This is a genomic window from Thiorhodovibrio frisius (genome assembly GCF_033954835.1).
Lineage (GTDB): Bacteria > Pseudomonadota > Gammaproteobacteria > Chromatiales > Chromatiaceae > Thiorhodovibrio > Thiorhodovibrio frisius.
This window is the reverse complement of the sequence record NZ_CP121471.1, coordinates 4611059-4637853: the sequence shown is the minus strand read 5'-3', so window position 1 is coordinate 4637853 and position 26795 is coordinate 4611059. Positions and strand designations below refer to the sequence as shown.

At 63.5% G+C, this 26795-nt stretch carries 15 protein-coding genes; 12 read left to right on the top strand and 3 right to left on the bottom strand.

Annotated features, from left to right (window positions below):
* The first annotated feature begins 196 nt into the window (after positions 1-196).
* The 3 genes from Thiofri_RS21165 (at position 197) to Thiofri_RS21155 (ending at position 7564) form a co-directional block, all read left to right on the top strand.
* Positions 197-1516 carry a metallophosphoesterase family protein gene (locus Thiofri_RS21165; RefSeq protein ID WP_009148133.1) on the top strand — a complete coding sequence of 440 codons (1320 nt, stop codon included), beginning with the start codon at positions 197-199 and terminating at the stop codon, positions 1514-1516.
* A gap of 63 nt (positions 1517-1579) precedes the next feature.
* Positions 1580-5449 (top strand): ATP-binding protein, encoded by a 3870-nt coding sequence (locus Thiofri_RS21160; protein ID WP_009148132.1) that lies wholly within the window; start codon positions 1580-1582, stop codon positions 5447-5449.
* A 360-nt stretch (positions 5450-5809) separates the two neighbouring features.
* Positions 5810-7564 carry a methyl-accepting chemotaxis protein gene (locus Thiofri_RS21155; RefSeq protein WP_009148131.1) on the top strand — a complete coding sequence of 585 codons (1755 nt, stop codon included), beginning with the start codon at positions 5810-5812 and terminating at the stop codon, positions 7562-7564.
* A gap of 251 nt (positions 7565-7815) precedes the next feature.
* Here Thiofri_RS21155 and Thiofri_RS21150 read toward each other — a convergent pair whose 3' ends face one another.
* Entirely contained in the window at positions 7816-10014 is a 2199-nt protein-coding gene (locus tag Thiofri_RS21150) for a YgiQ family radical SAM protein (RefSeq protein ID WP_009148130.1), read from the bottom strand.
* A 266-nt stretch (positions 10015-10280) separates the two neighbouring features.
* Here Thiofri_RS21150 and Thiofri_RS21145 point away from each other — a divergent pair, with 266 nt between their 5' ends.
* The 8 genes from Thiofri_RS21145 (at position 10281) to Thiofri_RS21110 (ending at position 25992) form a co-directional block, all read left to right on the top strand.
* Positions 10281-11798: an efflux RND transporter periplasmic adaptor subunit gene (locus Thiofri_RS21145; RefSeq protein ID WP_009148129.1), complete on the top strand. Its 1518-nt coding sequence runs from the start codon at positions 10281-10283 to the stop codon at positions 11796-11798.
* Positions 11795-14950 carry an efflux RND transporter permease subunit gene (locus Thiofri_RS21140; RefSeq protein WP_009148128.1) on the top strand — a complete coding sequence of 1052 codons (3156 nt, stop codon included), beginning with the start codon at positions 11795-11797 and terminating at the stop codon, positions 14948-14950. The genes Thiofri_RS21145 and Thiofri_RS21140 overlap by 4 nt, the downstream gene beginning before the upstream one ends.
* Positions 14951-14998: 48 nt before the next feature.
* The gene (locus tag Thiofri_RS21135; RefSeq protein WP_009148127.1) at positions 14999-15190 is read left to right on the top strand and encodes a type II toxin-antitoxin system HicA family toxin; all 192 of its coding nucleotides are present in this window, start codon (positions 14999-15001) and stop codon (positions 15188-15190) included.
* 4 nt (positions 15191-15194) lie between these two features.
* Positions 15195-15443 carry a type II toxin-antitoxin system HicB family antitoxin gene (locus tag Thiofri_RS21130; RefSeq protein WP_009148126.1) on the top strand — a complete coding sequence of 83 codons (249 nt, stop codon included), beginning with the start codon at positions 15195-15197 and terminating at the stop codon, positions 15441-15443.
* Between the two features lie 24 nt (positions 15444-15467).
* Positions 15468-16709, top strand: a complete 1242-nt coding sequence (locus Thiofri_RS21125) for a malic enzyme-like NAD(P)-binding protein (protein WP_009148125.1) — start codon at positions 15468-15470, stop codon at positions 16707-16709.
* 149 nt (positions 16710-16858) lie between these two features.
* Positions 16859-21019 carry an ATP-binding protein gene (locus tag Thiofri_RS21120; protein ID WP_009148124.1) on the top strand — a complete coding sequence of 1387 codons (4161 nt, stop codon included), beginning with the start codon at positions 16859-16861 and terminating at the stop codon, positions 21017-21019.
* Complete coding sequence (locus Thiofri_RS21115) at positions 21016-24975, top strand: ABC transporter substrate-binding protein (RefSeq protein ID WP_009148123.1); 3960 nt, start codon at positions 21016-21018, stop codon at positions 24973-24975. The genes Thiofri_RS21120 and Thiofri_RS21115 overlap by 4 nt, the downstream gene beginning before the upstream one ends.
* A gap of 99 nt (positions 24976-25074) precedes the next feature.
* A complete protein-coding gene (locus Thiofri_RS21110) occupies positions 25075-25992 on the top strand; it encodes a diguanylate cyclase (protein ID WP_009148122.1) in 918 nt (305 codons plus the stop codon).
* Between the two features lie 10 nt (positions 25993-26002).
* Here Thiofri_RS21110 and Thiofri_RS21105 read toward each other — a convergent pair whose 3' ends face one another.
* Together Thiofri_RS21105 and Thiofri_RS21100 are read right to left on the bottom strand one after the other, a co-directional pair.
* A complete protein-coding gene (locus Thiofri_RS21105; protein WP_009148121.1) occupies positions 26003-26167 on the bottom strand; it encodes a hypothetical protein in 165 nt (54 codons plus the stop codon).
* Positions 26168-26179: 12 nt separating this feature from the next.
* On the bottom strand, positions 26180-26422 hold the full coding sequence (locus tag Thiofri_RS21100; RefSeq protein WP_009148120.1) for a ribbon-helix-helix domain-containing protein: 243 nt from the start codon (positions 26420-26422) through the stop codon (positions 26180-26182).
* Positions 26423-26610: 188 nt separating this feature from the next.
* Here Thiofri_RS21100 and Thiofri_RS21095 point away from each other — a divergent pair, with 188 nt between their 5' ends.
* Positions 26611-26775 (top strand): hypothetical protein, encoded by a 165-nt coding sequence (locus Thiofri_RS21095; protein WP_009148119.1) that lies wholly within the window; start codon positions 26611-26613, stop codon positions 26773-26775.
* Positions 26776-26795: the final 20 nt, after the last annotated feature.

Below are 26795 nucleotides of genomic sequence, written 5' to 3'. Positions count from 1 at the left end.
GGCGATCAGCGGCGGCTTTGCAGCAGCCATGGATTTGTTACACTGAGCGTCGCGATAGTGACAGGCTTTTCTTGCAACACCCCGAAATGCTTAACTGAGGATACCAACCGCAAACTGGTTTTAGGTTTTGGGCCGCTACCCGGCCCAAGACGAGCCGAAATCTCAAAGGGTTTCGGTATAAAATCAGGCACACGCCATGCCGAGCTTCCTCCACGCCGCTGACCTGCATCTCGACAGCCCGCTGACCGGGCTCGAAGCCTATGAGGGTGCGCCCGTGGAGGACATCCGCGGCGCCACCCGCCGCGCGCTCGAAAATTTAGTCGACCTGGCGCTGGCCGAATTCGTTGATGCCCTGCTGTTGGCCGGGGACATTTACGACGGCGACTGGCGCGACTATAACACCGGGCTCTTCTTTGCCGGGCAGATGGCGCGGCTCAAACAGGCGGATATTCCGGTGTTTATGGTCCAGGGCAATCATGATGCAGCCAGCCAGATCAGCCGCCAGCTGCGCCTGCCAGATAATGTGCATCTATTCCCCAGCCGCCGGCCGGCAAGTATTCCGCTGGAATCGGCCGGGCTGATGGTTCATGGCCAGAGCTATCCCAGTCGCCAGGTCGAGCAGAACCTGGCCCGTGCCTATCCGCCAGCCGAAGCGGGCTTGTTTAACATCGGCCTGCTGCACACCTCGCTCGACGGTCGCCCCGGTCATGCCAGCTACGCCCCCTGTCGGCTTGATGACTTGCAGCGCCTCGGCTACGACTACTGGGCACTAGGCCATGTGCACCAGCGCGAGGTGGTGAGTGAAGACCCCTGGGTGGTCTTTTCCGGCAATCTCCAGGGCCGCCATGCGCGCGAGACTGGCGTGAAGGGCGCTACCCTTGTTCGCATCGACAACGCCCGGGTGCAGGCGGTCGAGCATCAGCCGCTCGATGCCATGCGCTGGGCGCTGTGCGAGATTGCCGTCGATGACCAACTGGGGCGCGACGGGCTCGAAGAGCGCATTGCCGCCGCCCTGCGCGCCGAACTGGATGCTGCCGATGGCCGGCTGCTTGCGGTGCGCCTGCGCCTGCATGGCAGCACCTGCCATGATGGAGCGCTGCGTGCCCGCGCCGAAGAATTTCTCAACCAGTGTCGCATCCTGGCGCTCGAATGCGGCGGTCGCGGGATATGGATCGAGAAGCTCATCATCGCCACTGAGCGCGCGACCCGCGCCGCCACCGGGGCCGAAAAGTCCGATGAGTCCGCGCTTAGCCCGCTACTCGAGGCCCTCGCAAACCCTGAGAGCCTGCTCGATGCGACATCACAAGAGCCGACATCTCTTACCACCGCAATGTTTGAAGACATCGCAGACCTTGAGCGCAAACTCCCGGCCAGTCTGGCCAATGAGAACGACCCGCTCGATCTCAGTTTCACCAGCCTGAGCCGCCAGGATGGCGACCTGCATCAGTGCCTGCGCGATGCCCACGCTCTGCTGCTCGAGCGCCTGCAAGGCGAGCCCGAATCCAATCCGCGCTAACGTTCATGGTCCCGACCACCCCGGATAATGAACCCGTGTGATTCACAGTAAAGCGACCCACGCATGCGCCTGCTCGACCTCCATCTGCAAGCCTTCGGCCCCTTCACCGACTGCCGACTCGACCTGAGCGCCGGTCGCGAGGGGCTGCATATCATCCATGGCCCCAACGAGGCCGGCAAAAGCTCCGCCCTGCGCGCCCTGCATGGCCTGCTGTTTGGCATTCCCGAGCGCACCCGGGATGACTTTATCCACGGCTCACGCGACCTGCGCATTGGCGCGCGCCTGCGGGCCAGCGATGGGCACGAATGGCAGGGCTACCGCCGCAAGGGCCGCAAGAACACCCTGCTCGCGCCCGACGGCAGCGCGGATAACAGCAGCATGGCTGAGGACCAGCTTCAGGCCATGCTCGGCGGCGTCGATGCCGAGACCTTTCGCCGCCTGTTCGGCATCGACCACCAGACTCTGGTTAGCGGTGGCGAGGAACTGCTCGCCGAACGCGGCGCTGCGGCCGATGCCCTGTTTGGCGCCGGTATGGGGCGGCTGAATCTGCGCGGTCTGGCCCAGCAGCTCGACAGCGAGGCCAATGCGCTATTCCGCCCCCAGGCAACCAAAAAGCCGTTACTCAACCAAGAACTGGCCCGCCACCGCGAGCTCGAACGCGACCTCAAAACCGCTGGTCTTACCGCGCGCGACTGGGCCGAGGCCGAACAGCGCCTGAACGAGGCCAGGCAGGAGCTCGACCAACTCGCCCAAGACATCCTGCACGCCGAGACCCGCCGCAGCCAGCTTGAACGCGTGCGTCGCACTCAGCCCAGACTGGCGCGCCTGGACGAACTCAAGGCCCAGCTCGCCGCCTTGGCTGATGTCCCCATCCTGCCCGAGGACTTCAGCCAGCGCCGCCAGCAGGCTGAGCGCCAGTTACAAGATAGCGCCGTTCAACGCGCGACCCTGGAAACCCGGCTTGCGCGCCTGCGCCAGCAGATTGCCGAGCAGCCGGTCGACGACCGCCTGCTCGCCGAGGCCGAGGCCATCGAGGCCTTGACCGAAGCGCTCGGCGGCTTTCGCAAAGCCGCCCGCGACCGTCCCGGGCTTCTGGCCGAGCGCGACACCGAGCGCGATCAAGCCGCGCGCATCCTGGCCATGGCTCGCCCAGATCTGCCACTGGAGCAGGCTGAGACCTTGCGCCCGCTGCTCGCCCGCCAGCGCGCCACTCAGCAACTGGCCGCCGAGGGCGCCCGACTGAAAACCGCCGCCACCCTCGCGCAGAAATCTCTGCGCGATCTCGAACAGCAATTGGCCCAGCGCGAGGCGCACCTGGCCGCCTGCCCAGCGCCGCCCCCCACCGAAGCCTTGGAGGACGCCGTCACCGCTGCCCGCCGCGCCGGCGATCTTGATCGCCACATCGCCGAGGTCACAGACGAGCAGGTCAACACCCAACGCCAGGCCGAGCGCAGCCTGGCTGCCGCCGGCTTCTGGCCACACGACCTGTCGGCCCTGTGCCGCGCTGCCCTGCCGAGCGAAGCACAAATTCAGACCTTCATCGAGCGCGAGCAAGACCTAGCGCAACAAGCCGAGCGCATCGCCAACGCGCTCAGCGACACCCGTGCCGAACAGGCGCGTTCGAGCGAACGTCTGCGTGCCCTGCAATTGGGCGGAGAAATACCCACCGAAGCGCAGCTTGCCGAGGCGCGTGCCCAGCGGGAAGCCTTGTGGCAATGCATCAAGACCTCGTGCTTTAGCGGCAAGAATACTGCTGGGGATGCTGGTGGGGATGCTGGTGGGGATGTTGGTGGGGATGTTGGCGCTGATACTGTCAACAATCCCGTTAAAGACACCTCCACAGATACCGGCAACACGCCGGCGCCGCCAGATGCCGAAGGCGGCAAGGCACCACTGCCCGAGCGCTTCGAGACCAGCCAAGGTGCCGCCGACCGCATTGCCGATCGGCTCAGGCGCGAGGCCGCCAACGTGCATGAGCAGGCCAGTATCCAGGCGCGGCTCGAACAGACTCAGGCCGAGGAGGCCAAACTTGTGCGCGAGTCCAGCGCTTGCGATGCGAAGGCCGCTGCGCTCGACCAGCAATGGCAGGCACTTTGGGCCGTGCTAGACAGCAAGCCCGCTACCCCAGCCGCCATGCGCGACTGGCGCGCCCTAGTGCGCCCGCTGATCGAACAGGCTGAGCAGCGGGAGAATTTGGCGCACCGCCTGGATGCCCTCAAGCAGGAGCGCTCGCGGCTGATACAAAGGCTGGCACAGAGCCTTGAGCGCGTCGGCGAGCACAGTGACCTGCCCGCAGCAGCGGACAGCGACGAACTGGACAATCAGGAGTTGGAGGATCCCAGCGATCCCGCCAGCGCGAGCCAAGCCTGCCTCGGGCCCTTGTTGCAGCAGACCGAGCGCGCCCTCACCAAGCTGCAAAAGAAGGCGCGCGAGCATGCCAGCTTGCGCGACGCCTGCCAAGAGCAGCGCGTGCGCCAGCAGCAACTGCACGCCGACAGTACCGCCGCCGACCAACAGCTTGCCGACTGGCAAGCGCGCTGGCAGGTTCTGCTCGCCGAGCTGAAGCTGCCAGGCGCGCGCGATGCCGAGGCGGTGGCCGAGGACTTCGAGCGCCTCAGCGAGCTGTTCGCCGCCCTCGACCGCCACGCCGGGCTCAATGCGCGCATTCAGGCCATCGACGCCGATGCCCGCGCCTTCGCGCACAGCGCCCGCGCCTTGCTCGCGCGCCTGACGTCGGCTCTGCCCGAAGGCGCAGCGCAAGCGGTCCCTGAGGCCAAACCGGAACCCACGCTGGAAATCGAGCGGGAACCCGAGCTGGAACCGGCTCTGGCCGAACTGCGCCAGCGCCTGGCCCGGGAGCGCGCGGCACGCAGCCGCCGCGACGAACTCAACAGCCAGCACCAGCAAGCCGAGCAGGATATGGCCCGCATTGAGGATGCCCAGGCCGGCGCCCGCGCCGCATTGCAGGCACTGTGCGAGATCGCTGGCTGTTCCGCCGCCGAGGATCTGCCCGACATCGAAGCGCGCGCGCGCCAACAGCAGGAATGCCAGTCAGAGCTCACCGTCGTGCAGGCCGAACTGCGCGAAGCTGGCGATGGTCGCCCGCTAACCGATCTGCGCACCGAAGCCCAAGCGCTCGCAGGCGATGCCCTGAGTGCCGAACTCATCGCCCTCGAACAACAGCTCAGCATGGACCTGCGCCCGCGTGAGCGCGCCGCCATCGAGCACAAGCTCTGCGCGCAGCAGGTCCTTGCCGCCATGGATGGCAGCGCCCAGGCTGCCGATCTGGCCACCCAGGTTGCTCAATCACGCGCGCGCATCAAGCGGCTCGCGCGTCAGTGGCTGGAACGCCGTTTTGCCGCGCACTTGCTGCAAGATGCCCGCGACCGCTTTGCCGAGCGCCATCGTGACCCGCTGCTGCCGCTCATCGCGCGGTATTTCGCGCAGCTGACCGAAAGCGCCTTCAGCGCGGTGGAAATCGACTTCGACCAGGGCGACCCGCCGGTGCTGGTGGCGCGCCGAGCCAGTGGCGAGCGCCTGGGGGTCGACGCCCTGAGCACCGGAACCCGCGATCAGCTCTACCTGGCACTGCGTCTGGCCACGCTCGAACAGCGCGCCAGCCGCGCCGAGCCGCTGCCGCTGATCGTCGATGACATCCTGGTGCAATTCGACGATCGCCGCTCCCGCGCCACCTTAAGCGCGTTGGCCGAGTTCTCCGCCCATACCCAGGTGATCCTCTTTACCCATCACCGCTATGTGGTGGAGCAGGCGCAGGCCCTGAAATCCGATATCCAATCCGTTGCCGCCAGCGGGATGCCCGAGCAGACCCCAGGGCAGATCCCAGAGCAAACATCAGTAAAGATGGCGCAGGCAGATGCAATGGCCCGGATTTTCGTCCATGATCTCTGCGCGAGCCGGTCACGGGATGGGTGATTTCCACTCAGGCCGCGCGGTCTTGATCAAGACTTCAGGCGGTGCAACACCCCAGGCGGAAGACGGCAAGTGCCACTCGGTGATCCCTAATTGCCGCGATTGTCAGGATCATCGCCGCAAGCAAAACAAGTGCGTTACCGCGAGCTCACGCGCGGGCGACTTGACGGCCGCCGCGCGAATGCATAGCCTTGGCCAATTGCCGCAAAAATTATCGCGACTCTTCCGGTCGCGGCTGCGTCACTTCAGGTGGTCCCTAAGGATTGCGCGCCCCATGCCCCGGCGATGCGTCCCTGAAGTCCCTCGGTTGCAACTCGGTCCACTCGGCTTTTCATCTAACGCATCGCGCAGGAACAGCTCGCCGTGAAAGCATTTAACAGCGTCGGCTTTCGTATTCTGGCCGCGACCGCAGCCATTCTCATTGTGGTTGCCGCAGTCGCACTTGTGATCTACTCCAAGGACGAATTAAATCAAACCGTCGCAAGCGAGGTTCATGCCGCCCGCAACCTGCTGCTCCTGACCGAATCCATGCGCGAGAACATGGACGAGAAATGGGGCCTGGGACTGTTCACGGCCGAGAAACTGCGCGAAATCCATGAGTCCACTGACTTGTCCGAAGATGAGCGCTGGAAAAAGATCTTTGCCACAATCCCCGTCATCACCGCATGGGAGGCCGCCAAGTCCAAGGCCGATGCTGGCGGTTTTGAGTTCCGCACTCCCAGGCCTAATGCTCGTAATGACGAGAACGAGCCCGATGCGGTGGAAGCCGAGGTTCTCGCCTATCTGCGCGAAAACCCCGATGTGGAAGAGCATTTCGTCGTCGACGAAGAACGCGACGCCGTGCGTTATTTTCGCCCCGTTTACTTAAGTCACATGTGCCTGCTGTGCCACGGCGACCCGGCGCGCAGCGAGCAAATCTGGGGCACCACGGACGGCACCGACATCACCGGCTTCCGCATGGATGGCAAGCGCTTGGGCGACATGCATGGCGCCTTCGAGATTATTCGCCCGCTGACTGAATCACGCACCCAAACGCGCAACAAAATTTTCTTGCTGATCGCGCTGGTCATTATTGCCGGCGGCTTCATTATCGGCCTGATCGGCTGGCTGAGCTATCGCATGGTTTCGCGCCCCATCGACACCGCAGTCGATGCGCTACTTGAGGCCCAGAAAAGCGGCGACCTGAGCTTCCGTCTGCCAGCACAGAACAACCGCGAAATGCAACGCCTGTCAGAAGGCTTTAACGAATTCATCGCCCGCATTCAGGGGCTGGTCACCGAGGTGGCCCATTCGGCCGAGCAACTCGACAGCGCTAGCCGCCAGGTCAGCCAAATCACCAATGAGACCCATGCTGGCGTGCGCCAGCAGCAGGCGGAGACCGATCAGGTCGCCACCGCCATGAATGAAATGACCGCTACGGTCGAGGAGGTCGCGCGCAACGCCGCCTCCGCCGCCGAGTCTGCGCGCGATGCCGATGGCCAGTCCAGCCGCGGCAAGGCCATCGTGCAAGAAACCATGTCATCCATTGAACAGCTTGCCAACGACATCGAAACCGCCTCGCAAGTCATCTCCCGCCTGGAGAATGACGCCGAGCAGATCGGCGCCGTGGTGGATGTCATCAAAGGCGTGGCTGAGCAGACCAATCTGCTCGCGCTCAATGCCGCCATTGAGGCGGCCCGCGCTGGCGAGCAGGGCCGGGGCTTCGCAGTGGTTGCCGACGAGGTGCGCAGCCTTGCCAGCCGCACCCAAAGTTCCACCGACGAAATCCAGCAGATGATCCAGCGGCTGCAATCTGCCGCCAAGGAAGCGGTCGCGGCCATGGAACACGGCCAAACGCAAGCCCAGGCATCGGTTGCCAAGGCAGTTGAGGCCGGTGCCGGACTCGACACCATTACCGATGCGGTCAGCACCATCACTGATATGAACCAACAGATCGCCAGCGCCTCGGAAGAGCAGTCCGCCGTGGCCGAGGAGATCAACCGCAACATTGTCAACATCAGCCAGGTCGCCGACCAGACATCCAACGGTGCCGAGCGCATGTCCGAGGCTACCGAGCACCTCAAGGAACTCGCCCAGGTGCTGCGTGACCAGCTTCAGCAGTTTAGGCTCAACAGCTAATGGCAAGTTTCACCATCTAGCACCGGGAACCCAGCAGAATCGCCTTGAGATTCAGGGTAACGCTGAGTGAGCCTCGCAATAAGAGAGGCTCCCTAAAAAGATGGCTTGGCTTTACCTGATTATCGCTGGAATCTTCGAGTGGGGCTGGCCTGTCGGACTCAAGCTTGGCCTGACAGATGGCGGTATGCGCTGGGGCTGGATCCTCTTTTCCGTCCTTTGCATGACCGCGAAAGGTGCGGCGCAAGTGGCAGTTACCGTCGTCGCTCGGGCTGTCGGCGCCGAGCAGATCCCTGGCTGCGTGGCGAGGCGGACGCCCTTGGCACTCCACCCGTCCCTGCTGGCTGAAAGGTCGGGATGAGATGGCGCTTGCCGTTGCCGATCAAATCCGTGCGGCCCATGCGGGTCAGGGCTTCGCGTAGCAGTGGCCAGTTGTCGGGGTCGTGATAGCGCAAGAACGCCTTGTGCAGGCGGCGCTGGCGCTGGCCGCGTGGCACTAGCACCTGTTCGGAATCCGGGGTGATGATTTTCAGTGGATTGCGCTCGCTGTGGTACATGGCAGTGGCGAGCGACAGGGGCGTAGGCAGGAAAGATTGAACCTGGTCAAGGCGAAAATTGTTGCGCTTGAGCCAGAGGGCGAGATTGAGCATGTCTTCATCGCTGGTGCCAGGATGAGCGGCGATGAAGTAGGGGATCAGATACTGCTCCTTGCCGGCCTCGCGCGAGTAGCGCTCGAACAACTCGCGGAAGCGCTCAAAGCTGCCGATGCCGGGCTTGAGCATTTTACCCAGCGGCCCCGGCTCGGTGTGCTCGGGGGCGATTTTGAGGTAGCCGCCGACGTGGTGGGTGACCAGTTCGCGCACATAGGTGGGCGAGCGCACGGCGAGATCGTAGCGCAGGCCGGATGCGATCAGAATGCGTTTGATGCCGGGCACCGCGCGCGCTTGGCGATACAGGCCAATCAGCGGACCATGGTCGGCGTTGAGGTTCTTGCAGATGTCCGGATGCACGCAGGATAGCCGCCGACAAGCAGCAGCAATCACCGGGCTGCGGCAGGACATGCGCCACATGTTGGCGGTCGGGCCGCCGAGGTCGGAGATGGCACCGGTGAAGTCGGGTGCACGGTCGCGGATGTCTTCCAGCTCCTTGAGGATGGATTCCTGTGAACGGCTCTGTATTACTCTGCCTTCGTGTTCGGTGATGGAACAGAAGGTGCAGCCGCCGAAGCACCCGCGCATGATGTTGACCGAGAAGCGGATCATTTCCCAGGCGGGAATGCGCGCGGCGCCATAGCTCGAATGCGGGCGGCGTGCAAAAGGCAGCTCAAACAGGCGGTCGAGTTCGCGCGTGCTGAGCGGAATGGGTGGCGGATTCAGCCATAGCAGGCGATTCCCATGCGCCTGCACCAGCGCTCGGGCGTTGCCGGGATTGGTCTCGAGATGAAACACCCGCGCGGCATGGGCGTAGAGCACCGGATCGGCGCGCACCTGCTCATAAGAGGGCAGCTGCACCAGGGTGCATTCGCACCGGGTGGCAGCGGCTTCAGCCGCGACAGCCACGCGTGGCTTTGGCTGCGAAGGGGCTGCATCAGCCGAACCCTGCTGTCCAGAACCCTGCTGTTTAGAATCTTTTTGGCCAGAATCTTTTCGGCCAGAATTGTTTTTGCCAGAGTTCTTTTGGCCCGAACAAAGCGGCTCATCACGATAAGGGTCAGGGTGCGGATCAACCCGCCCCGGCTGATCCAGCATCCTGGCATCCAGCTGTGCCCAGTCCTCTGGCAGTTCGCGCACCATAAAAGCGGTGCCGCGCAGATCGCGGATGCTCTCGACCGGCTCGCCGCGCGCGAGCCGATGTGCCAGGGCGACCAGCGCACGCTCGGCATTGCCAAACAGCAGGATGTCAGCCTTGGCATCGACCAGCACGCTGCGGCGCACCTTCTCCGACCAGTAATCATAATGCGCCACCCGGCGCAAGCTGGCCTCGATGCCACCGAGCACGATGGGAACGTCTTTGTAAGCCTCGCGCGCACGCTGGGCATAGACGGTGAGGGCGCGATCCGGGCGGCGGTCGGGCTGGGCGTCTGGTGTGTAGGCATCGTCTGAGCGCTTGCGCCGCTCGGCGGTGTAGCGGTTGACCATGGAGTCCATGTTGCCGGCGGTGATGCCGAAGAACAGCTCTGGGCGGCCAAGGCGCTTGAAGTCCTTGGCGCTGGTCCAGTCAGGCTGGGCGATGATGCCGACGCGAAAGCCCTGGGCTTCGAGCAGGCGGCCGACAATGGACATGCCGAAGCTGGGATGATCCACATAGGCATCGCCGCACACCAGGATCACATCGCAGGCGTCCCAGCCGAGCAGGTCCATCTCGGCACGCGACATGGGCAGCTCAGGTGCGGTGCCGAATTTGTGTGCCCAGTGTTTGCGGTGAGAGAAAATGTCGATTGGTTGCTGCACCATGAATCCGCCGCTTGCCATGTTGGGATGCTTTTCCAGTCGTCAGCCTTTAGTCGTCTGAGGGCTTTAGGCAGTAGTCGTCGGTGGTTAGCCTGGGGTAGCGGATATTTGTCGTTGAGCGCGACGAAACACCCTGCAATGGTAAGCAAACCACGCGCATCAAGCCGCAATTTCCTTTAGCATAGCGCCATCCTGATATCTGGGGTGATCTCGGCTGTTATCGAGACCACCGCAATTTGGCTTTGAGCGACCATTAAGAGGTTTACCCGATGCGGCAAGCAGCTTGGGCGACGGATTTTTCCAACATCACGCCGGTCGCGACGCTCCGGTGCTTCCATCAATCGTCCAGTTTGCGCTGGCGCTTGCTGCCGGCAGCCGTGCTTGCGGGCTTGGTGCTCGGTGGCTGCAGCAAGTCAGCGCCGCCAGCACCGCCCCCTGCGCCGCCCTCGGTGGTGGCCGAGCCGGCCAAGAAGGAACTGGTCGAGGGTTCGGCCAATTTTGTCGGCCGCGTGGTCGCTATCAATAAGGTGGAACTGCGCGCCCGGGTCGAGGGTTTTCTTAAGGAGCGGCGCTTTACGGAAGGTGACCGTGTTGACAAGGACCAGGTGCTCTTCCTGATTGAGCCCGATCAGTACCAGGCGGTGGTGGAACAGCGCCAGGCCGATGTGGCCTCGGCCGAGGCAAGCGAACTCAACGCCAGCGCCCAGCTCAAGCGCGGCCAGGAACTGCTGCAAAGCAAAAATATCGCGCAATCGAAGGTGGATGAACTCCAGGCGGCGGAATCCGTCGCCCAGGCGAGCATTCAGCAGGCGAAAGCAGCGCTGAACTCGGCCGAGCTGAATCTTGGCTACACCCAGATCACCGCTCCGGTTGCCGGGCGCATTGGCCTGGCCAATTACACCATCGGCAATCTGGTCGCCCCCTCGTCCGGTCCGCTGGCGACACTGGTCAGTCAGGACCCGATCTATGTGCAGTTTCCGGTTACTCAGCGCGAGCTGCTCGAGGCACGCCGCGAGATCGAGGGCCGTGGCGGCAACGCTAAGGATGTGAAAGTGAAGGTGGAACTGCCTGATGGCAGCCAGTACGACCACACCGGCCAGCTCGACTTTGTCGATGTGACCACCAATGAGACCACGGATTCCGTCACCCTGCGCGCCGAACTCGCCAATCCGAAGGGGATTCTGATCGATGGACAGTTCGTCAATCTGAGCCTCGCGCTCGGTGATCCAGACGAGGCCGTCGTGGTGCCGCAGGCCGCGCTTCAGGTCGATCAGCAGGGCGTTTACATTTTTGTGGTCGACGAAGACAGCAAGGCACAAGTGCGCCGCATTGAGACCGGCCCGACCAAGGGCGCGGATGTCGCGGTGACCAAGGGCCTGAAGGAAGGCGAGTTGGTGATCGTCGAGGGCATTCAGAAAGTCCGTCCGGGCCAGCCGGTGAAGGCCAGTCCGCCGCAGGAGCCTGGCGACAGCGGCGATGGTGGTGCTGATCAGGACGCGGGCGCTGGTGCATCCACGGACGAGTCCAAGGACACGCCGAAGGACGCACCCAAGGATTCGCCCAAGGATGCGCCCAAGCCTGGGGCAACAGTGGATGACAGCGACAAGGCATCATCTGACAAGGCGGCTGATGACAAACCTGGGACGCAAACCCAAGCCGCCAGCCCCGGCAGTGCTGACAGTGCTGACGGCACGAAAAATCAAGCAGACCAAGCCGATCAGGGCGATGCTGGCGACCAGAACGGCCAGGCCGAGCAGGAACAGAACAGCGAGGCCAACGCGCTATGATTTCCGACGTCTTCATCGACCGGCCGCGACTGTCGATCGTCATTTCGGTCGTTCTGACGCTCGCCGGGATCATTGCCATCACCCGCATTCCGGTCGCCCAGTTCCCGGACATCGTGCCGCCCCAGGTGTCGGTGAGCGGTGCCTATCCGGGGGCCAGCGCCTCGGTCGTGGAGTCCTCAGTCGCCCAACCGATCGAGTCCCAGGTCAATGGCGTCGACAACATGCTCTACATGAAGTCGACCAGCGCCAATGACGGCAGCTATTCGCTCAATGTGACATTCGCGCTTGGCACCAATCCGGATATCAACACCGTCAATGTGCAGAACCGGGTCAGTCTTGCCGAGCCGCAACTGCCGCTGGAAGTCACCCGCCAGGGGCTCAGCGTCAAGAAGCAATCCACCGCGATGCTGCAAGTCATCGCGCTTTATTCGCCAGAAAAGTCCTATGACGGGCTCTTTCTGAGCAACTACGCCACCATCAACCTGATCGATACCCTCGCGCGCGTCCCCGGTGTGGGCGAGGTGATGCAGTTCGGTCCGCTCAACTACAGCATGCGCATCTGGCTGAATGTTGATCGCATGACGGCGCTGTCCCTGACCCCGACTGACGTGATCAACGCCATCCAGGCGCAGAACGTGCAGGCCGCAGTCGGGCGCATTGGCTCCCAGCCGATGACGCCGGATCAGCAGTTCCAGATCACCTTGCAGACGCAAGGACGGCTGACGGACGCGAGCGAGTTCGAGAACATCGTGGTGCGCGCCAATCAGGATGGCTCCACCGTGCTGATCAAGGATATTGGCACCGTCGATCTTGGCTCACAGCAGTCGGACTCCGTCAGTATGCTCGATGGCCAGGATACGGCATCCATGGCCATCTACCTGGCACCGGGCGCCAACGCGGTTGCCGTCGCCAAGGGCATTGATGCGGCGATGGATAAGCTCGCTAAGCGCTTCCCGGATGATTTGGACTACAACATCGTCTACGACACCACGGATTTTGTCGAGTCGAGCCTTGAGGATGTTATTCACACACTGTTCGAGGCCTTCGCCCTGGTCATCCTGGTGGTGTTCATCTTCCTCGGCAGTTGGCGCGCAACCCTGATTCCGCTAGTCGCTGTTCCAGTGGCCCTGGTCGGTACCTTTGCCTTTTTGCTGATGATCGGCTTCTCGGCCAATACCATCTCACTGCTCGCCATCGTTCTTGCCATTGGCATTGTAGTGGATGACGCCATTGTGGTGGTTGAAAACGTCGAGCGCGTCATGGAGGAAGAAGGCCTCGACCCCCGCGCCGCCGCCAAGAAAGCCATGGGGCAGATAACCGGCCCTATCATTGCCGTGACATTGGTGCTGCTGTCGGTCTTCGTGCCGGTGGCCTTCATCCCCGGCATCACCGGGCAGTTGTTCCAGCAGTTCGCCGCCGTGGTGACCTTCTCCATGCTGATTTCGGCGGTCAACGCACTCACCTTATCGCCTGCGCTGTGCGCGGTGCTGCTCAAGCCGACCCACCATCGCAAAGGCGGGCTGATGGCGCGGATGATGGGCGCCATCGACGGGGTGCGGGATGGCTATTCGTCCATCGTCACCCGGCTGGTGCGGGTCGCGATCATGGTTCTGGTCATGGTGGCGGTTATCGCGCTCAGCGCCGGCTGGCTGTTCACCCACACGCCCACGGGCTTTTTGCCTGAAGAAGATCAGGGCGCCTTCATGGCCGAGGTGCAGCTACCCGAGGCGGCCTCGCTCAATCGCACCATCGCCATCAGCCAGCAGATCGTCGACATCATGAAGGATGATCCGGCCGTCAAGCATCTGCTCACGGTTCCCGGCTACAGCATTTTGAACGGCAGCGTGCAGTCGAACAGCGCCCTAGTGGTGGTGCGGCTCAAGCCTTTCTCAGAGCGCACCTCGCCCGATCTGGGCGTGAATGCCGTCATCGACCGCATGGCGACCAAGACCGCGGGCATCCCTGGTGCGCGCGTCATGCCCTTTAACTTGCCGCCCATTATCGGACTCGGCACCGGCGGCGGTTTCGAGTATCAATTGCAGGACTTGCAAGGGCGCAAACCAGAAGAACTCGCCGGGGCGATGCGCGCCATGATCGTGGCTGCCAACCAGCAACCGGACCTGGAGCGGGTGTTCTCGACCTGGACCACCAGCACCCCGCAGATCTTCCTGCATATCGACCGTCAGAAAGCCCAGACGCTCGGGGTGACGATTAGCGACATCTTCCTCGCGCTCCAGTCGACGCTTGGCGGCTACTACGTGAACGACTTCAACAAATTTGGCCGGGTCTGGCAGGTGCAAATCCAGGGCAGCCAACGTGACCGCGAACGCTTCGATGATGTCTATCGCATTCATGTGCGCAATAAACAGGGCCAGATGGTGCCGATCCGCGCCCTGATGACCCCTGAACTGTTGCTGGCACCGCAGATTCTCCAGCGGTATAACAACTATCGCAGCGTCACCATTCAGGGCCAGCCGGCACCTGGCTATAGCTCCGGCCAGGCGTTGAAAGAAATGGAAACCCTGTCGGCCAAGACCTTGCCAGCCGGCTATGCCTATGAATGGACTGGCACCGCCTTCCAGGAGAAGGAAGCCGGGGGCCAGACGCCCATCGTGCTGGGCCTGGCGGTGCTCTTTGCCTACCTGTTCCTGGTCGCCCTCTATGAGAGCTGGTCGATGCCGGCGGCGGTGCTGTTGTCGGTCACCGTCGGCATGCTCGGCGCCATGCTGGCGTTATGGATCAGCGGACTGCCGAATGACCTCTATGCCCAGGTCGGCATCGTGGTGCTGATTGGCCTGGCGAGTAAGAACGCCATTCTGATCGTCGAGTTCGCCATGGCCGAGCGCAAAGCCGGGCGCAGCATCGAGCAAGCCGCCATCAACGGCTCGCATTTGCGAATTCGCGCGGTGCTGATGACCAGCTTTGCCTTTATCCTAGGGCTCATCCCATTGGTCATCGCCTCTGGCGCCGGCGAGGCCAGCCAGCGCGGCGTGGGCACGGCGGTGTTCGGCGGCATGCTCGCCGCCGCCGTACTGGGTATCTTCCTGATCCCGATGCTCTACGTGGTCTTCCAACGCGGGCGCGAGTGGTTCCATGGATTGGGTAAGACGCCTTCCGCTGACGAGCCAACCGCGTCCGCTTCTTTGCACTGACATAGCCGGTGGCCAGGCCCTATAGCGTTCTATTTTGCCCAAAATCAAGTGAAGTTCAGCGAATTGGTCCGACTCTTGGAAAGCAACGGCTTCCGTCTCATTAAACAGAAGGGGTCCGTGCGTTATTACGCCAAGGATGGCTGCGACAACCTGATTCGCGTTGATTATCACGGAGCAAAAGAAATCCCCACCGGCACTTGCCGGTCAATTCTCAAAGCCGCCGGCATTGAAATGAGGTGACCCAATGATCGAGTTACCCTACTCTCTGATCATCGAGGCAACGCTGGAGCCCGATTTCTTTACCTTTTTTTCACCGCAACTCGCCGGATTCTCGGGCGCGGGACATTCGGTTGAGGACTGCATTGATCGGGCCACAACCGCAATGCCGGAGCATGTCGAGATGCTGTTGCAAACCAATCGCCCGATTCCCCAAAAACCAAACAATCCAACAATTCTGATCCAAAACGCACAAAGCCTCGAACAGGCCGCGTAAATACCACCGAGCGGAGATAATAACGTGACCGACACCGCCGCCCAAGACGCCGACATCAACGCCGAGGCGCTCGCCTATCACGCCGAGCCAATCCCCGGCAAAATTGCCACCGAAATCACCAAACCGGCCAGCACCCAGCATCAGCTTGCGCTAGCCTACACGCCAGGCGTGGCTGAGCCTGTGCGCCGCATCCATGCTGATCCGGCCGACGCCTACCGCTATACCAATAAGGGCAACCTGGTTGCGGTCATCACCGACGGCACCGCCGTGCTGGGCCTCGGCAATGTCGGTTCCCTGGCCGGCAAGCCGGTGATGGAAGGCAAGGCAGTGTTGTTCAAGCGCTTTGCCGGCATCGACTGCTTCGATATCGAAGTCAATGCCGACAGCCCGGATGCCTTCATCGAAACGGTGGCAAACATCGCCCCGACCTTCGGCGGCATCAATCTCGAGGACATCGCCGCACCCCACTGCTTTGATATCGAGCGGCGACTGATTGAACGCCTCGACATCCCGGTATTTCACGACGACCAGCACGGCACCGCCATCATCATCGCTGCCGGACTGCTGAACGCACTGGAATTGCAGGGCAAGACGTTGGCCGCGGCCAAAATCGTCATCCTCGGCGCCGGTGCCGCCGGCATCGCGGCCATTCATCTGCTGGTGAGCTTGGGCGCAAAGCTTGAGAACATCTTCACCCTCGACCGCAAGGGCGTGATCCACCCCGGGCGCGATGATCTCAATACCTTCAAGGCCGAAATCGCCAACCCGACCGACAAGCGCAGCCTGGCGGACGCCATGCAGGATGCTGATGTCTTTATCGGCGTCTCCGGCCCTGATCTGGTCAGCGACGCCATGCTCGCCTCCATGGCGCCCAAGCCGATCGTCTTTGCGCTCTCAAATCCCATTCCAGAGATCCGCCCAACGCAGGCATTCAAGGTGCGCGATGATCTGATCATGGCCACCGGCCGTTCGGATTATCCGAACCAGGTCAACAATGTGCTTGGCTTCCCCTTCATCTTCCGCGGCGCGCTCGACGTGCGAGCAAAGCGCATCAACCAGGAGATGCAGATCGCCGCGGTCGAGGCGCTGCGCACCATCGCTCGCGAACCGGTGCCAAAGGAAGTCCTGCAAGCCTATGAACTCGACAAGCTGGAATTCGGCCCCGACTACATCATCCCCAAACCCTTCGACCCGCGCCTGCGCGAGCGCGTCCCCCAAGCCGTCGCCCAGGCGGCTATTGATAGCGGGGTTGCCGTGATTTCTTAACTCCATTTTGGCTCGGGGCCTCGTCAGAGGTCTGTGGGGCTTGAGCGAAAAGCCCTGGTTCGGTCTAGAATCGGCGTGTGGAACATCCATTGCCCAACTCTAGCTCGGCCCCCAGGCCCGACCCGCCGCCGCTTGCGACGGGCGGTTCCATGAATCACGGGGATTCAGTCTCCCGGGTGGCCGAGACCATGAGCACTGGCACCGCTGCCAGGCGCGTGCGCGGTGAGCGGCTGTCCCTTCTCGCGATTGTGCTCCTCTGGCTGCTGCTGTTCGGCCTGGCGGTCAGCCAGTATCTCATCGGCACGCGCGACTTTTCCGAGCATCTACTGCAGAGCGCGCGCGCCCGCACCGAGGGCTTGGCGCTTACCGAAGAGTCGCTGGTGCTCGCGCGTTTGGCCGAGCTTGACCGCACGCTGGTGCAGATTCGCCAGATCAACCCCATGACCAACGGACCTGCAATGGCGGCGGCCATGCTGCGACCGCACGATGATCAGGTGCCGGTGGTGCTCGACTTCCTGCTGCTCGACCGCACCGGGCGGATCATCGCCTGGGCGTCCGAGGGCAAGCCGCCGACGGTGGCTGATCGCAGCTATTTCGTCCGCCATCGCGAGGACCCGCGCGACCACGCCTTGCTTTCCGAGTTAATGGACTCGCGCATCTATCCCGACCATTATTTTCTCGCACTGAGTCGCCCGGTGCTCGACGGGCAGGGCCAATTCGCCGGCGCTGTAGTGGCCATCATGGATGTCGAGTGGTTGGCTGAGGCCATGGCCGTTGCGGACCGCCTGGCTGGCACCGGGGTGACCATTACCACCAGTGCGGGCGAAATCATTGTTCAGCAGCCTGACCAGCCCCGGGCGGGCGACTACATCGCGCCAGAAGCGGTCGAGCTGATGCAGGCGGATAGTGCCACGGCGTCGGCGGTTTTGACCTCCAACGGCGGGGCACCGCGCATGGTCTCGGTGCGCACCATGGTGGACTGGCCATTGGCGGTGATGATCAGCGAGGACATCGCGCCTGTAATGGCTGCCATTGCCAATCACCGCCGCCAGCAGATGCTGAGCTGGGCCCTGGCGGCCGTGGTGCTGAGCGCACTGCTCGCGAGCCTGCTGTACCTGCTGCGCCGTCAGGCCCAGGCGGCCGCCGCGCTGTCGGCCAATTTGAATCTGACCCGGGCCAAGGAGCGTGCCCTGCGCGAAAGCGAGTACAAATTTCGCTCGCTTGTCCAAAGTGTGCCTGGCGTGGTCTACCGTTGCCTGAACGAGCCGGGCTGGCCCATGGACTACATCAGCGACGGCATCGAGGTCCTGAGTGGCTACCCGGCAGCGGACTTTCTGGCCGAGGAGCCGCGCCGCTACGGGGACCTGATCCACCCCGAGGATCGCGACAGTGTCACTGAACAAGTGCAGTGGGCCGTGAGCGCGCGCAAGCCCTTCGAGCTCAGCTATCGGATCATTCATCGCGACGGGGGCAGCCTCTGGGTGCAGGAAACCGGACGCGGCTGTTATGCCGAAGACGGGCGGCTCGAGTGGCTCGACGGCATCATCGTGAACATCACCGAGCGCAAACAGGCGGAGTCGCGCCTGCAAGAAATTACCGACTTCCACGCCATCGCCTCACGCCTCGCACTCGCGAATGCCAGCCTACGGATTGACACCATCGACGAGGGACTGACGCGCTGTCTGGAAATCCTCGGCACCCATCTGAACGCGGGTCGCGCCTACATCTTCAGCAACGACCTCAATGCCAGAACCTGGTCAAACACGCACGAATGGTGTCGCGAGGGTGTCCAGTGCAAGATCGACGAACTACAGAACGTACCCTTCGAAACCTTCCCCGGTCTGATCGACCAATTCCTGGTCGGCGAGCCACTCTACCTCAGCTCCTTCGACGCGCTGCCACCACCCATGGCCGATGCGCGCGAGCTACTGCAAGCCCAATCCATCAATGCCTGTGTGATGCAGCCGATGCGTGTCGATGGCGAGCTGATTGGCTTTGTCGGCTTCGACGATACCGAGCGCGAGCGCTCCTTCAGCCCGACTGAGCGCGCGCTGCTGCAACTCGCGGCCGATAACTTTGCCGCCACCCTCGGTCGCTACCAGCAGTATCTCGGCGAGCGCCAGGCGCGCGAGGCACAGGAGCGGCTGAACCAGGCGCTCAATCAGTCGATCCAGCACGCCAACGCCATGGCGGCGGAGGCCGATGCGGCCAACCAAGCCAAGAGCCGCTTCCTGGCCAACATGAGCCACGAGATTCGCACGCCCATGAATGCGGTCATTGGCATGACCTACCTCGCACAGCGCAAGGCCGTCGACCCGGAGCAACGCGAGCACCTCGACATGACCATGACGGCGGCCCAGCAACTGCTGGCGCTGCTGAACGACATCCTCGACTTCTCCAAGATCGAGGCCGAGCGCCTGGAGTTCGAGCAGCGGCCCTTCGTGCTGGACTCTCTGCTCGACACCCTCAGGGCCGTGATCCGCGAGCCGGCCGAGCGCAAGGGGCTCGCGCTGCACCTGGAGGTCGCGCCCGGCACACCGACAACGTTTATCGGCGACTCGCTGCGCCTGGGCCAGGTGCTGACCAACCTCGCCAGCAACGCGGTGAAGTTCACCGAGCAGGGAGCGGTTGGCGTGCGCGTCGCGGCCTTGCCAGCCGCGCCTGAGGCCGAGGAGCGGGTGCTTCAGTTTGAGGTCTGGGACACCGGTATCGGCATCGACAAGCAGGAGGTTCCGCGTCTGTTCACGGTCTTCTCCCAGGGAGACAGCTCCACCACCCGCCGCTATGGGGGCGCCGGGCTCGGGCTCGCCATCAGCAAGAGTTTGATCGAGCGCATGGGCGGTCGCATCGAGGTCGAGAGCACACCCGGGCAGGGCAGCTGCTTCCGCTTCACCGTGCGCCTGCGTGTCGACCGCGAACCGGCGCGGATGCCGCCGCACTCGCGCGCCGAGGCCGCCTCCGCGCCCCCAGGCGCGCCAGAGCTGTCCGCCCTAGACCGGGCGCGCCTGCGCGGTCGCCATGTGCTGGTGGTGGAGGACAACCGACTCAACCTCGAACTGGCCAAGGCGCTGCTCGCCGAGCTGGGCGTCCGGGTCACCACGGCAACCGACGGGCTGACCGGCGTCGAGCTCGCGCTGACGCAGCGCTTCGACCTGATTTTTATGGACATTCAGATGCCGGAGCTGGACGGACTCGAGGCGACCCGCCGCATCCGTCGCGCCGAAGGGAAACAGGCGCCGGGCGTTCCCATCATCGCGCTGACCGCCCATGCACTCACCGCAGATCGCGCCAAGAGCCTGACCGCGGGCATGAACGATCACCTGACCAAGCCCGTCGACCCTGTCAGCCTGTCCACCATGCTCAAGCGCTGGCTGCCGCCGGGCCCAGCGCATCCGGACACCGCACATCCGGCCCCAGCGCATCCGGACACCGCGCATCCGGCCCCAGCGCATCCGGACACCGCACATCCAGCCCCAGCGCATGCGGACACCGCGCTCGCTCTGGCCAACGACAAGCCGCGCGACCCTGAGCTCCAGCAACCCGACCGAGCGCCGGATACCGGGGGTTTGCTGCCTGAGGACTGGCCGCCGTTTGATTTGCGCGCGGCGAGCGCCCGTTGCAGCGGCAATCAGCGCCTGCTGCTGCGGCTGATCGCGCGCTTTGTCGAGGGCTTTGAGCAGGCCGATGCGCAGATCCGCGACGCGCTTGCGGCCGGTCATGCACGGGCCGCGAGCGAGCAACTCCATGCTCTTAAGAGCAACGCTGCCACTCTCGGACTCGGCGAGCTCGCCAGCACCGCCGCCGGGCTTGAAAAGGCGCTGTCGGCGCGGGAGGAAGGTGCCGCTCCGTCACACACAGCCGCGCACAAGGACGCAGCACTCGAACGCTTGAGCGAGCAACTCGCCGCCGCGCTCGCGGCCGCACAAGCGCTGTGCGACAGGGCGCCGGCGCATGAACCCGAACAGGCTCCAGACGCCAGCCCAGAAGCAGGCCCAGAAGCAGGCCCAGAAGCAGGCCCAGAAGCGAGCCCAGCAACGAACCGGCAAACAACCCAGGCAATCGATCAGGCCCCGTCCCCAGCTTCCATCGCCCTCATCGGCCCGCGTCTGGCGGAGCTGCGCGAGCAGCTTGCGGCCAATCGGATCAGCGCGCGGCGCACCTTTGCCGAGCTGCGCCCGCTGCTGGCGCAGGCAAGCGACCCGCTGGCGCTGGACGATCTGGCCGACGCGATCGAGCGGCTCGATTTCGCCGCCGCAGGTCAGCTGCTCAATCGCCTCCATGGCGGCAAGGCCGAGAGCACTGAGGCATGAAGATCACCAGCTGCCGCATGCGCCAACACGGGCTGCTAGCCGGCCTGCTCGCCGCCCTGCTGCTGCACGCCGCCCCCGGCATCGCGCTCGAGCCGGTGCGGGTGCAGCTCAAATGGACCCACGCCTTCCAGTTCGCGGGCTACTACGCCGCCCAGAGCCAAGGCTACTATCGTGACGCCGGGCTGGAGGTCGAGCTGGTCGAAGCCCGCCCCGACACCGACGTGGTGGCCGAGGTGGTCAGCGGTCGGGCGCAATTCGGCATCGGCACCAGCAGCCTGTTGCTTGCGCGCGCCGCCGGGCAGCCGGTGGTGGCGCTGGCGACCATCTTTCAGCACTCGCCGCTGGTGCTGCTCGCGCGGCGCGATAACGACCTGCAAAGCATCCATGATCTGGCCGGCAAGCCGGTGATGATCGAGCGCCAGGCCGAGGAACTGCTCGCCTATCTGGCGGCCGAGGACGTGCCGCTCGACACCATCGATATCATCGAGCACCAATTTGACTTCCGCGATCTGATCGAGGGCCGCGCCCAGGCCATTTCCGCCTACTCAACCAACGAGGTGTTCTTTCTGCAACAGGCCGAGCTGCCGTTTTCCATCTTCTCGCCGCGCTCGGCCGGGATCGACTTCTACGGCGACAATCTCTTCACCAGCGAGGCCGAACTCGACCGGCATCCGAGTCGGGTCGCCGCCTTTCTCGACGCCAGTCTGCGCGGCTGGGCCTATGCGCTCGCTCACCCCCAAGAGGTCATAGACGACATTCTGGCGCGCGACATCAGCGACCCGCCACCGAGCCGGGCCTTCCTGACCTTCGAGGCCGAGCAGACCGCCAAGCTGATTCGCGCCGATCTGGTCGAGATCGGCTATATGAACCCCGGTCGCTGGCAGCACATCGCCGCCGTCTATGCCGATCTTGGCATGCTGGAACGCGACTTTCCGGTCGCGGACATGCTCTATGGCGCGCCCGAACGCGGCGCACTGCCCGCCTGGCTGCGGCTTTCCATGGGCGGCGCGCTGGTGCTCATCCTGCTCAGCTTCGCTATTACCTGGCAGTTCCGGCGCATCAATCGCCGCCTGCGCGCGAGCCTGGCAGAGAGTGCGCGAATTCGCCACGAGCTGAGCCAAAGCGAGGAGAAATTCCGCCATCTCACCGAGCACTCAAGCGACATCATCTGGCATCTCGACAGTGATCTGCGCTTCACCTACATCAGCCTGGCCGATGAGCGCCTGCGCGGCTTCCCGCGCGAGGAGGTGCTTGGCCAGACCGTCTGGAGCCTGCTCAAGCCCGAGGGCATTGAGCAGATCCAGCAGGCCAACGCCCAGCGTCTGGAGCGCGAATCCCAGGCCAAGTCCACCAGCACCCAATGCTATGAGCTGGAGCAGAAATGCAAGAACGGTGGCTGGCTCTGGACTGAGATCAATGTCGCGCCCATGCGCGATGATCAGGGCCAGATCAGCGGTTACTACGGTGTCACCCGCGACATCTCCGCGCGCCGGGCGGCTGAGCTGGCTTTGCGCGCCAGCGAGCGTCGCTACCGGCTGCTGTTCGAGCGCTCCCCGGCCGGCGTGTTTCTGTTCGATCAGGATCTGCAACTGCTCGACTGCAACCAGCGCCTGGCGACTATCCTGCAAACTTCGCGCGAGCGGCTGATCGGTCTCGACCTCAGCAAGCTACGTGATCGAGGCCTGATTCCGGCATTGCAGGCCGCGCTCACTGGCGAGGAAGGTCTGTTCGAGGGGCTGTATCGCGCCACCATCAGCGAGGCCGAGGTGTGGCTCTCGGGGCGCGTGGCGCCGCTATACGACGATGCTGGTCGCATCTCAGGTGGCATCGCGGTGTTTGAGGATGTCGGCGAGCGCAAGCGCGCGGAAGCCGTGATCGAAGCCTCCCGCCAGGAGCTGGAGCGGGCCAACCGCGCCCTGCGCGCCTCCAGTCAGGAGGCCATGACCATGGCCGAGCGTGCCGAGGCGGCCAATCGCGCCAAGAGCCAGTTCCTCGCCAACATGAGCCACGAAATCCGCACGCCGATGAATGCCGTCCTTGGTATGACACACCTGACACTGCGTACCGAGCTGACCGACCATCAGCGCAACTACCTAAACGAAATCCAGACAGCCGCCCAAAGCCTGCTGCTCATCATCGACGATATTCTGGACTTCTCGAAAATCGAAGCGAACAAGCTGGTGCTCGAGCATGCACCCTTCCACCTGCGCTCGGCGCTCGCTCAGGTTGAGCGGCTCTTGTGCGTCAAGGCACAGGAGAAGGGCGTCGCCCTGCGCCTGGAGCTGGCCCCCGATCTGCCCAACCAAGTCCAGGGCGACCGCTTGCGCCTCGGGCAGGTGCTGATCAACCTGATCAACAATGCGATCAAATTCACTACGCAGGGTCAGGTGGTACTGCGTGTCGCGCCTGCCGCTGGGCCAAAAGAGCACGAGGCCACCCCGGAGCAGCCTGAAGCAATCACGCTGGACTTCGAGGTGAGAGATACCGGCGTCGGCATGAGCGAGGAGCAGATGGCGCGGCTGTTCGAACCTTTCGCCCAGGGCGACAGCTCAATCACCCGCCGTTATGGCGGCACCGGACTCGGGCTGGCCATCAGCCGGGAGCTGGTCGAACGCATGGGCGGCACACTCTGGGTCAGGAGCGAGTTGGGGCAAGGCAGCACCTTCGGCTTCGCTCTAGCGTTCGAACGGGTCGCGGATTCCGCAACCCATCACGAGCCAGTCCCCGCCGAAGCGCCAGCGCTCGACCTGCACGGTCGCCGGCTGCTGGTGGTTGACGACAACCGGGTGAACCGGGTGCTGATTGAGGAGCTGCTGCGACCCTTCGGGGCGAGCATCGCGACCGCCGACAGCGGTGAAGCCGCCGTCGCCCGCGTCACCGCAGAGCCCTTCGACCTGGTGCTGATGGACATCCAGATGCCGGGCATGGATGGCCTCACCGCCACCCGACGCATTCGCGCCTGGGAAGAGCGCCAAGCCGACCAGTCGCATCTCCCCATCATCGCGATGACGGCGCATGCCCTGCGCGGCGATGAGGCCAAGAGCCTGGCTGCCGGGATGGACGCGCATCTCACCAAGCCGATTGACCTGGACAAGCTGGTCGCCACCCTGGCACGCTGGCTGCGCGCGGAGTTGGCCAGCGCCGGGGCGACGGATTGGCCGGTGGAGCGGGCGACCGGACAGCCGACGGGTTGGCCGATGACCCGCGAAGCCGGGCATGCAAGCGCGGATAACTCAGCCGGCCCGCCGCCGCTGCGTGACTGTCCGCCCTTTGAGATCGCCGCCGCGCTGCACCGCTGCAACGACGACCTCGCCCTGCTGGTCAAGCTGATCGATACCTTCGTTGCCGAGTTTGCGGACTTGGTTCCAGAGCTGCGCGCGCACCTGCAAGACGGGCACTGGGCGCAGGCGCGGCTGCGGGCGCATTCGCTCAAAGGTTCCGCCGCGACCCTGGCCTTGGAGTCACTCGCCCGCGCGGCGCGCGAGCTGGAAGCCGCCATCGAAGCCACGGCCGAATCGCTCCCGGAGAGCTCGAATACCCAGCCGCTTGAGTCCAATTTACCCGCGTCACTCGCCAGCGCTCTTGCGCACCTGGAAACCCTGCTGCCCGCCGCGCTGAGCGCTGCCCGCCAACTGCTCGGCGAGGTCCGCATTCCCGCCGCCGCGCCCGATCCGGCGAGCGATGTCGCGAAGCTGTCTCAAACAGACCTCGACGAAGCCCTGCAACATTTGCGTGACAAGCTAGACATAAATGCTGTTGATGCGCGCCTAGACTTTCAGAACCTGCGACAATCCCTGGAAGCGCGCATCAGCTCCCCGGACATCGAAGCACTGGCCGCCGCGCTCGCCAGACTGGACTTTCCTAATGCAAGCAAGCACCTCGGTTCTATCGTGGACATTTTAAGGACGGATTCTGCTGCTGTTTCTGCTCAGGCTCCTGCTCCCACTCCTACGTGAGAGTTAAGGCCAGTCATCTCCTCCGGTTTCTTCTTAGGCTTCGATTTAGACTGTGGCTATCGTCACCCAATCGCCCTCCAATCACCCGACCACACGCGCATGAACCAGCCACGGATTTTGATCGTCGATGATGAGACCCTCAACATCGAGCTGATTGCCAAGATATTCATGGACGACCATGAAGTGCTCTTCGCCACCGACGGCGCCAAAGCACTGGAGCTGGCCGCCAGCACCAACCCCGACCTGATCCTGCTCGATATTATGCTGCCCGGCATGGACGGCTTCGAGATCTGCGCGCGCCTGAAAACCGAGCCTCACACCGCCGATATTCCAGTCATCTTCATCACCGGGCGCGACGATATCGAGACCGAGACGCGCGGCCTGGCGCTGGGTGCGGTGGACTACATCACCAAGCCGATTAACCCCCAGATCGTGCGCATGCGGGTCGGCAATCACATCGAGCTCAAGCGCGCGCGCGACCGCCTGACCGAACTCGCCACCACCGACGGCCTGACCGGCCTGGCCAACCGCCGGCGCTTCGACGAAGTGCTGGAGCGCGAAGTGCAGCGCCACCTGCGCAGCCACGAGCCGCTTACGGTCATCATGCTCGATATCGACCACTTCAAGCTCTACAACGACACCTACGGCCATCTACGCGGCGACGACTGCCTGCGCGCCATCGCCTGCTCCATACATGGCTCCCTGTTGCGCGCCACCGATCTGGCCGCCCGCTACGGTGGCGAGGAGTTTGCCTGCATCCTGCCCGACACCGGCGCGCTCGAAGATGTCACCGCCATCGCCGAGCGCATCCGCACCAACGTCATCGCACTCAAAATCCCGCACGAGACCTCGCCCACCGCCCCCCATGTCACCGTCAGCCTCGGCCTGGTCAGCTGCTACTGCACCCAAAGCCTGCAACCCGAGCAACTCACCGCCGCCGCCGACAAACAGCTTTACCTGGCCAAATCACTGGGGCGCAACCGCTATGCCCTCGAGCAACCAGATCGGAAATCATAAACTTCCCGTTCTATTTTTCCTCAAGGGGCGCCATCTCCACGATCGCTCTGCAAGATCGCTCGATGGCATCGATAAACCTCAACTCCAGAGCCTCGCCGCCCTGGGCAAAATGAAAATCAGCCGCTTCCTCCAGGTCTTTGCGTGAGCGCTCGCGGCGGATAACGGGCTTAGCCATCAGGCCTGCCGATCAGGTAGCAGTCGTTCGGTGCTTGGCACGGCTCCGCAGATCGTCGAAATACCCCTTGTCAAACTCGCCTTCTATTGGGGAGCAGGCACCATCGTCGATCAGGGTGCGAAATCTCACCACTTCGCGGTGCTCACGGATCAGCTGGCGGAGGTATTCACTGGTGCTGGTATAGCTTGACGCCACGACCTGCTCGTTGACAAAGTCGCGCAGATCATCCGAAAGGGAAATGTTGATTGTCGCCATGGTTGCCCGCTCCCGATTGGCAAGTTTTGCCAAAGTATAACGCCGCTGTCTTGGTGGACGAAGGTCTTGGAAATCTCGCCGCAGGCCATAGCTAAGGCTTCGAGGCGGTTGCGAATTCGCAATTCGCTCTTTCGAATCCTTCAAAATCTAGCCTTTGGCTTATCCTGCTTCGGACGGAGGAAGTACTGATGAAAACGCGCAACATGAACCTGCTCGGCACGCTGGCATTTGGCCTTATCCTCGCTTTTGGTGCTCTGGGAACAGCCACGGCTGGTGACGGCAAAAGCTGTGGCGGCAAAAAGGACGGCGATAAATCCGCCGCTGTGAGCATTCCTGCTAAAGCCGTCGCCTGAGCTGTCTGATCGAGCTCAGC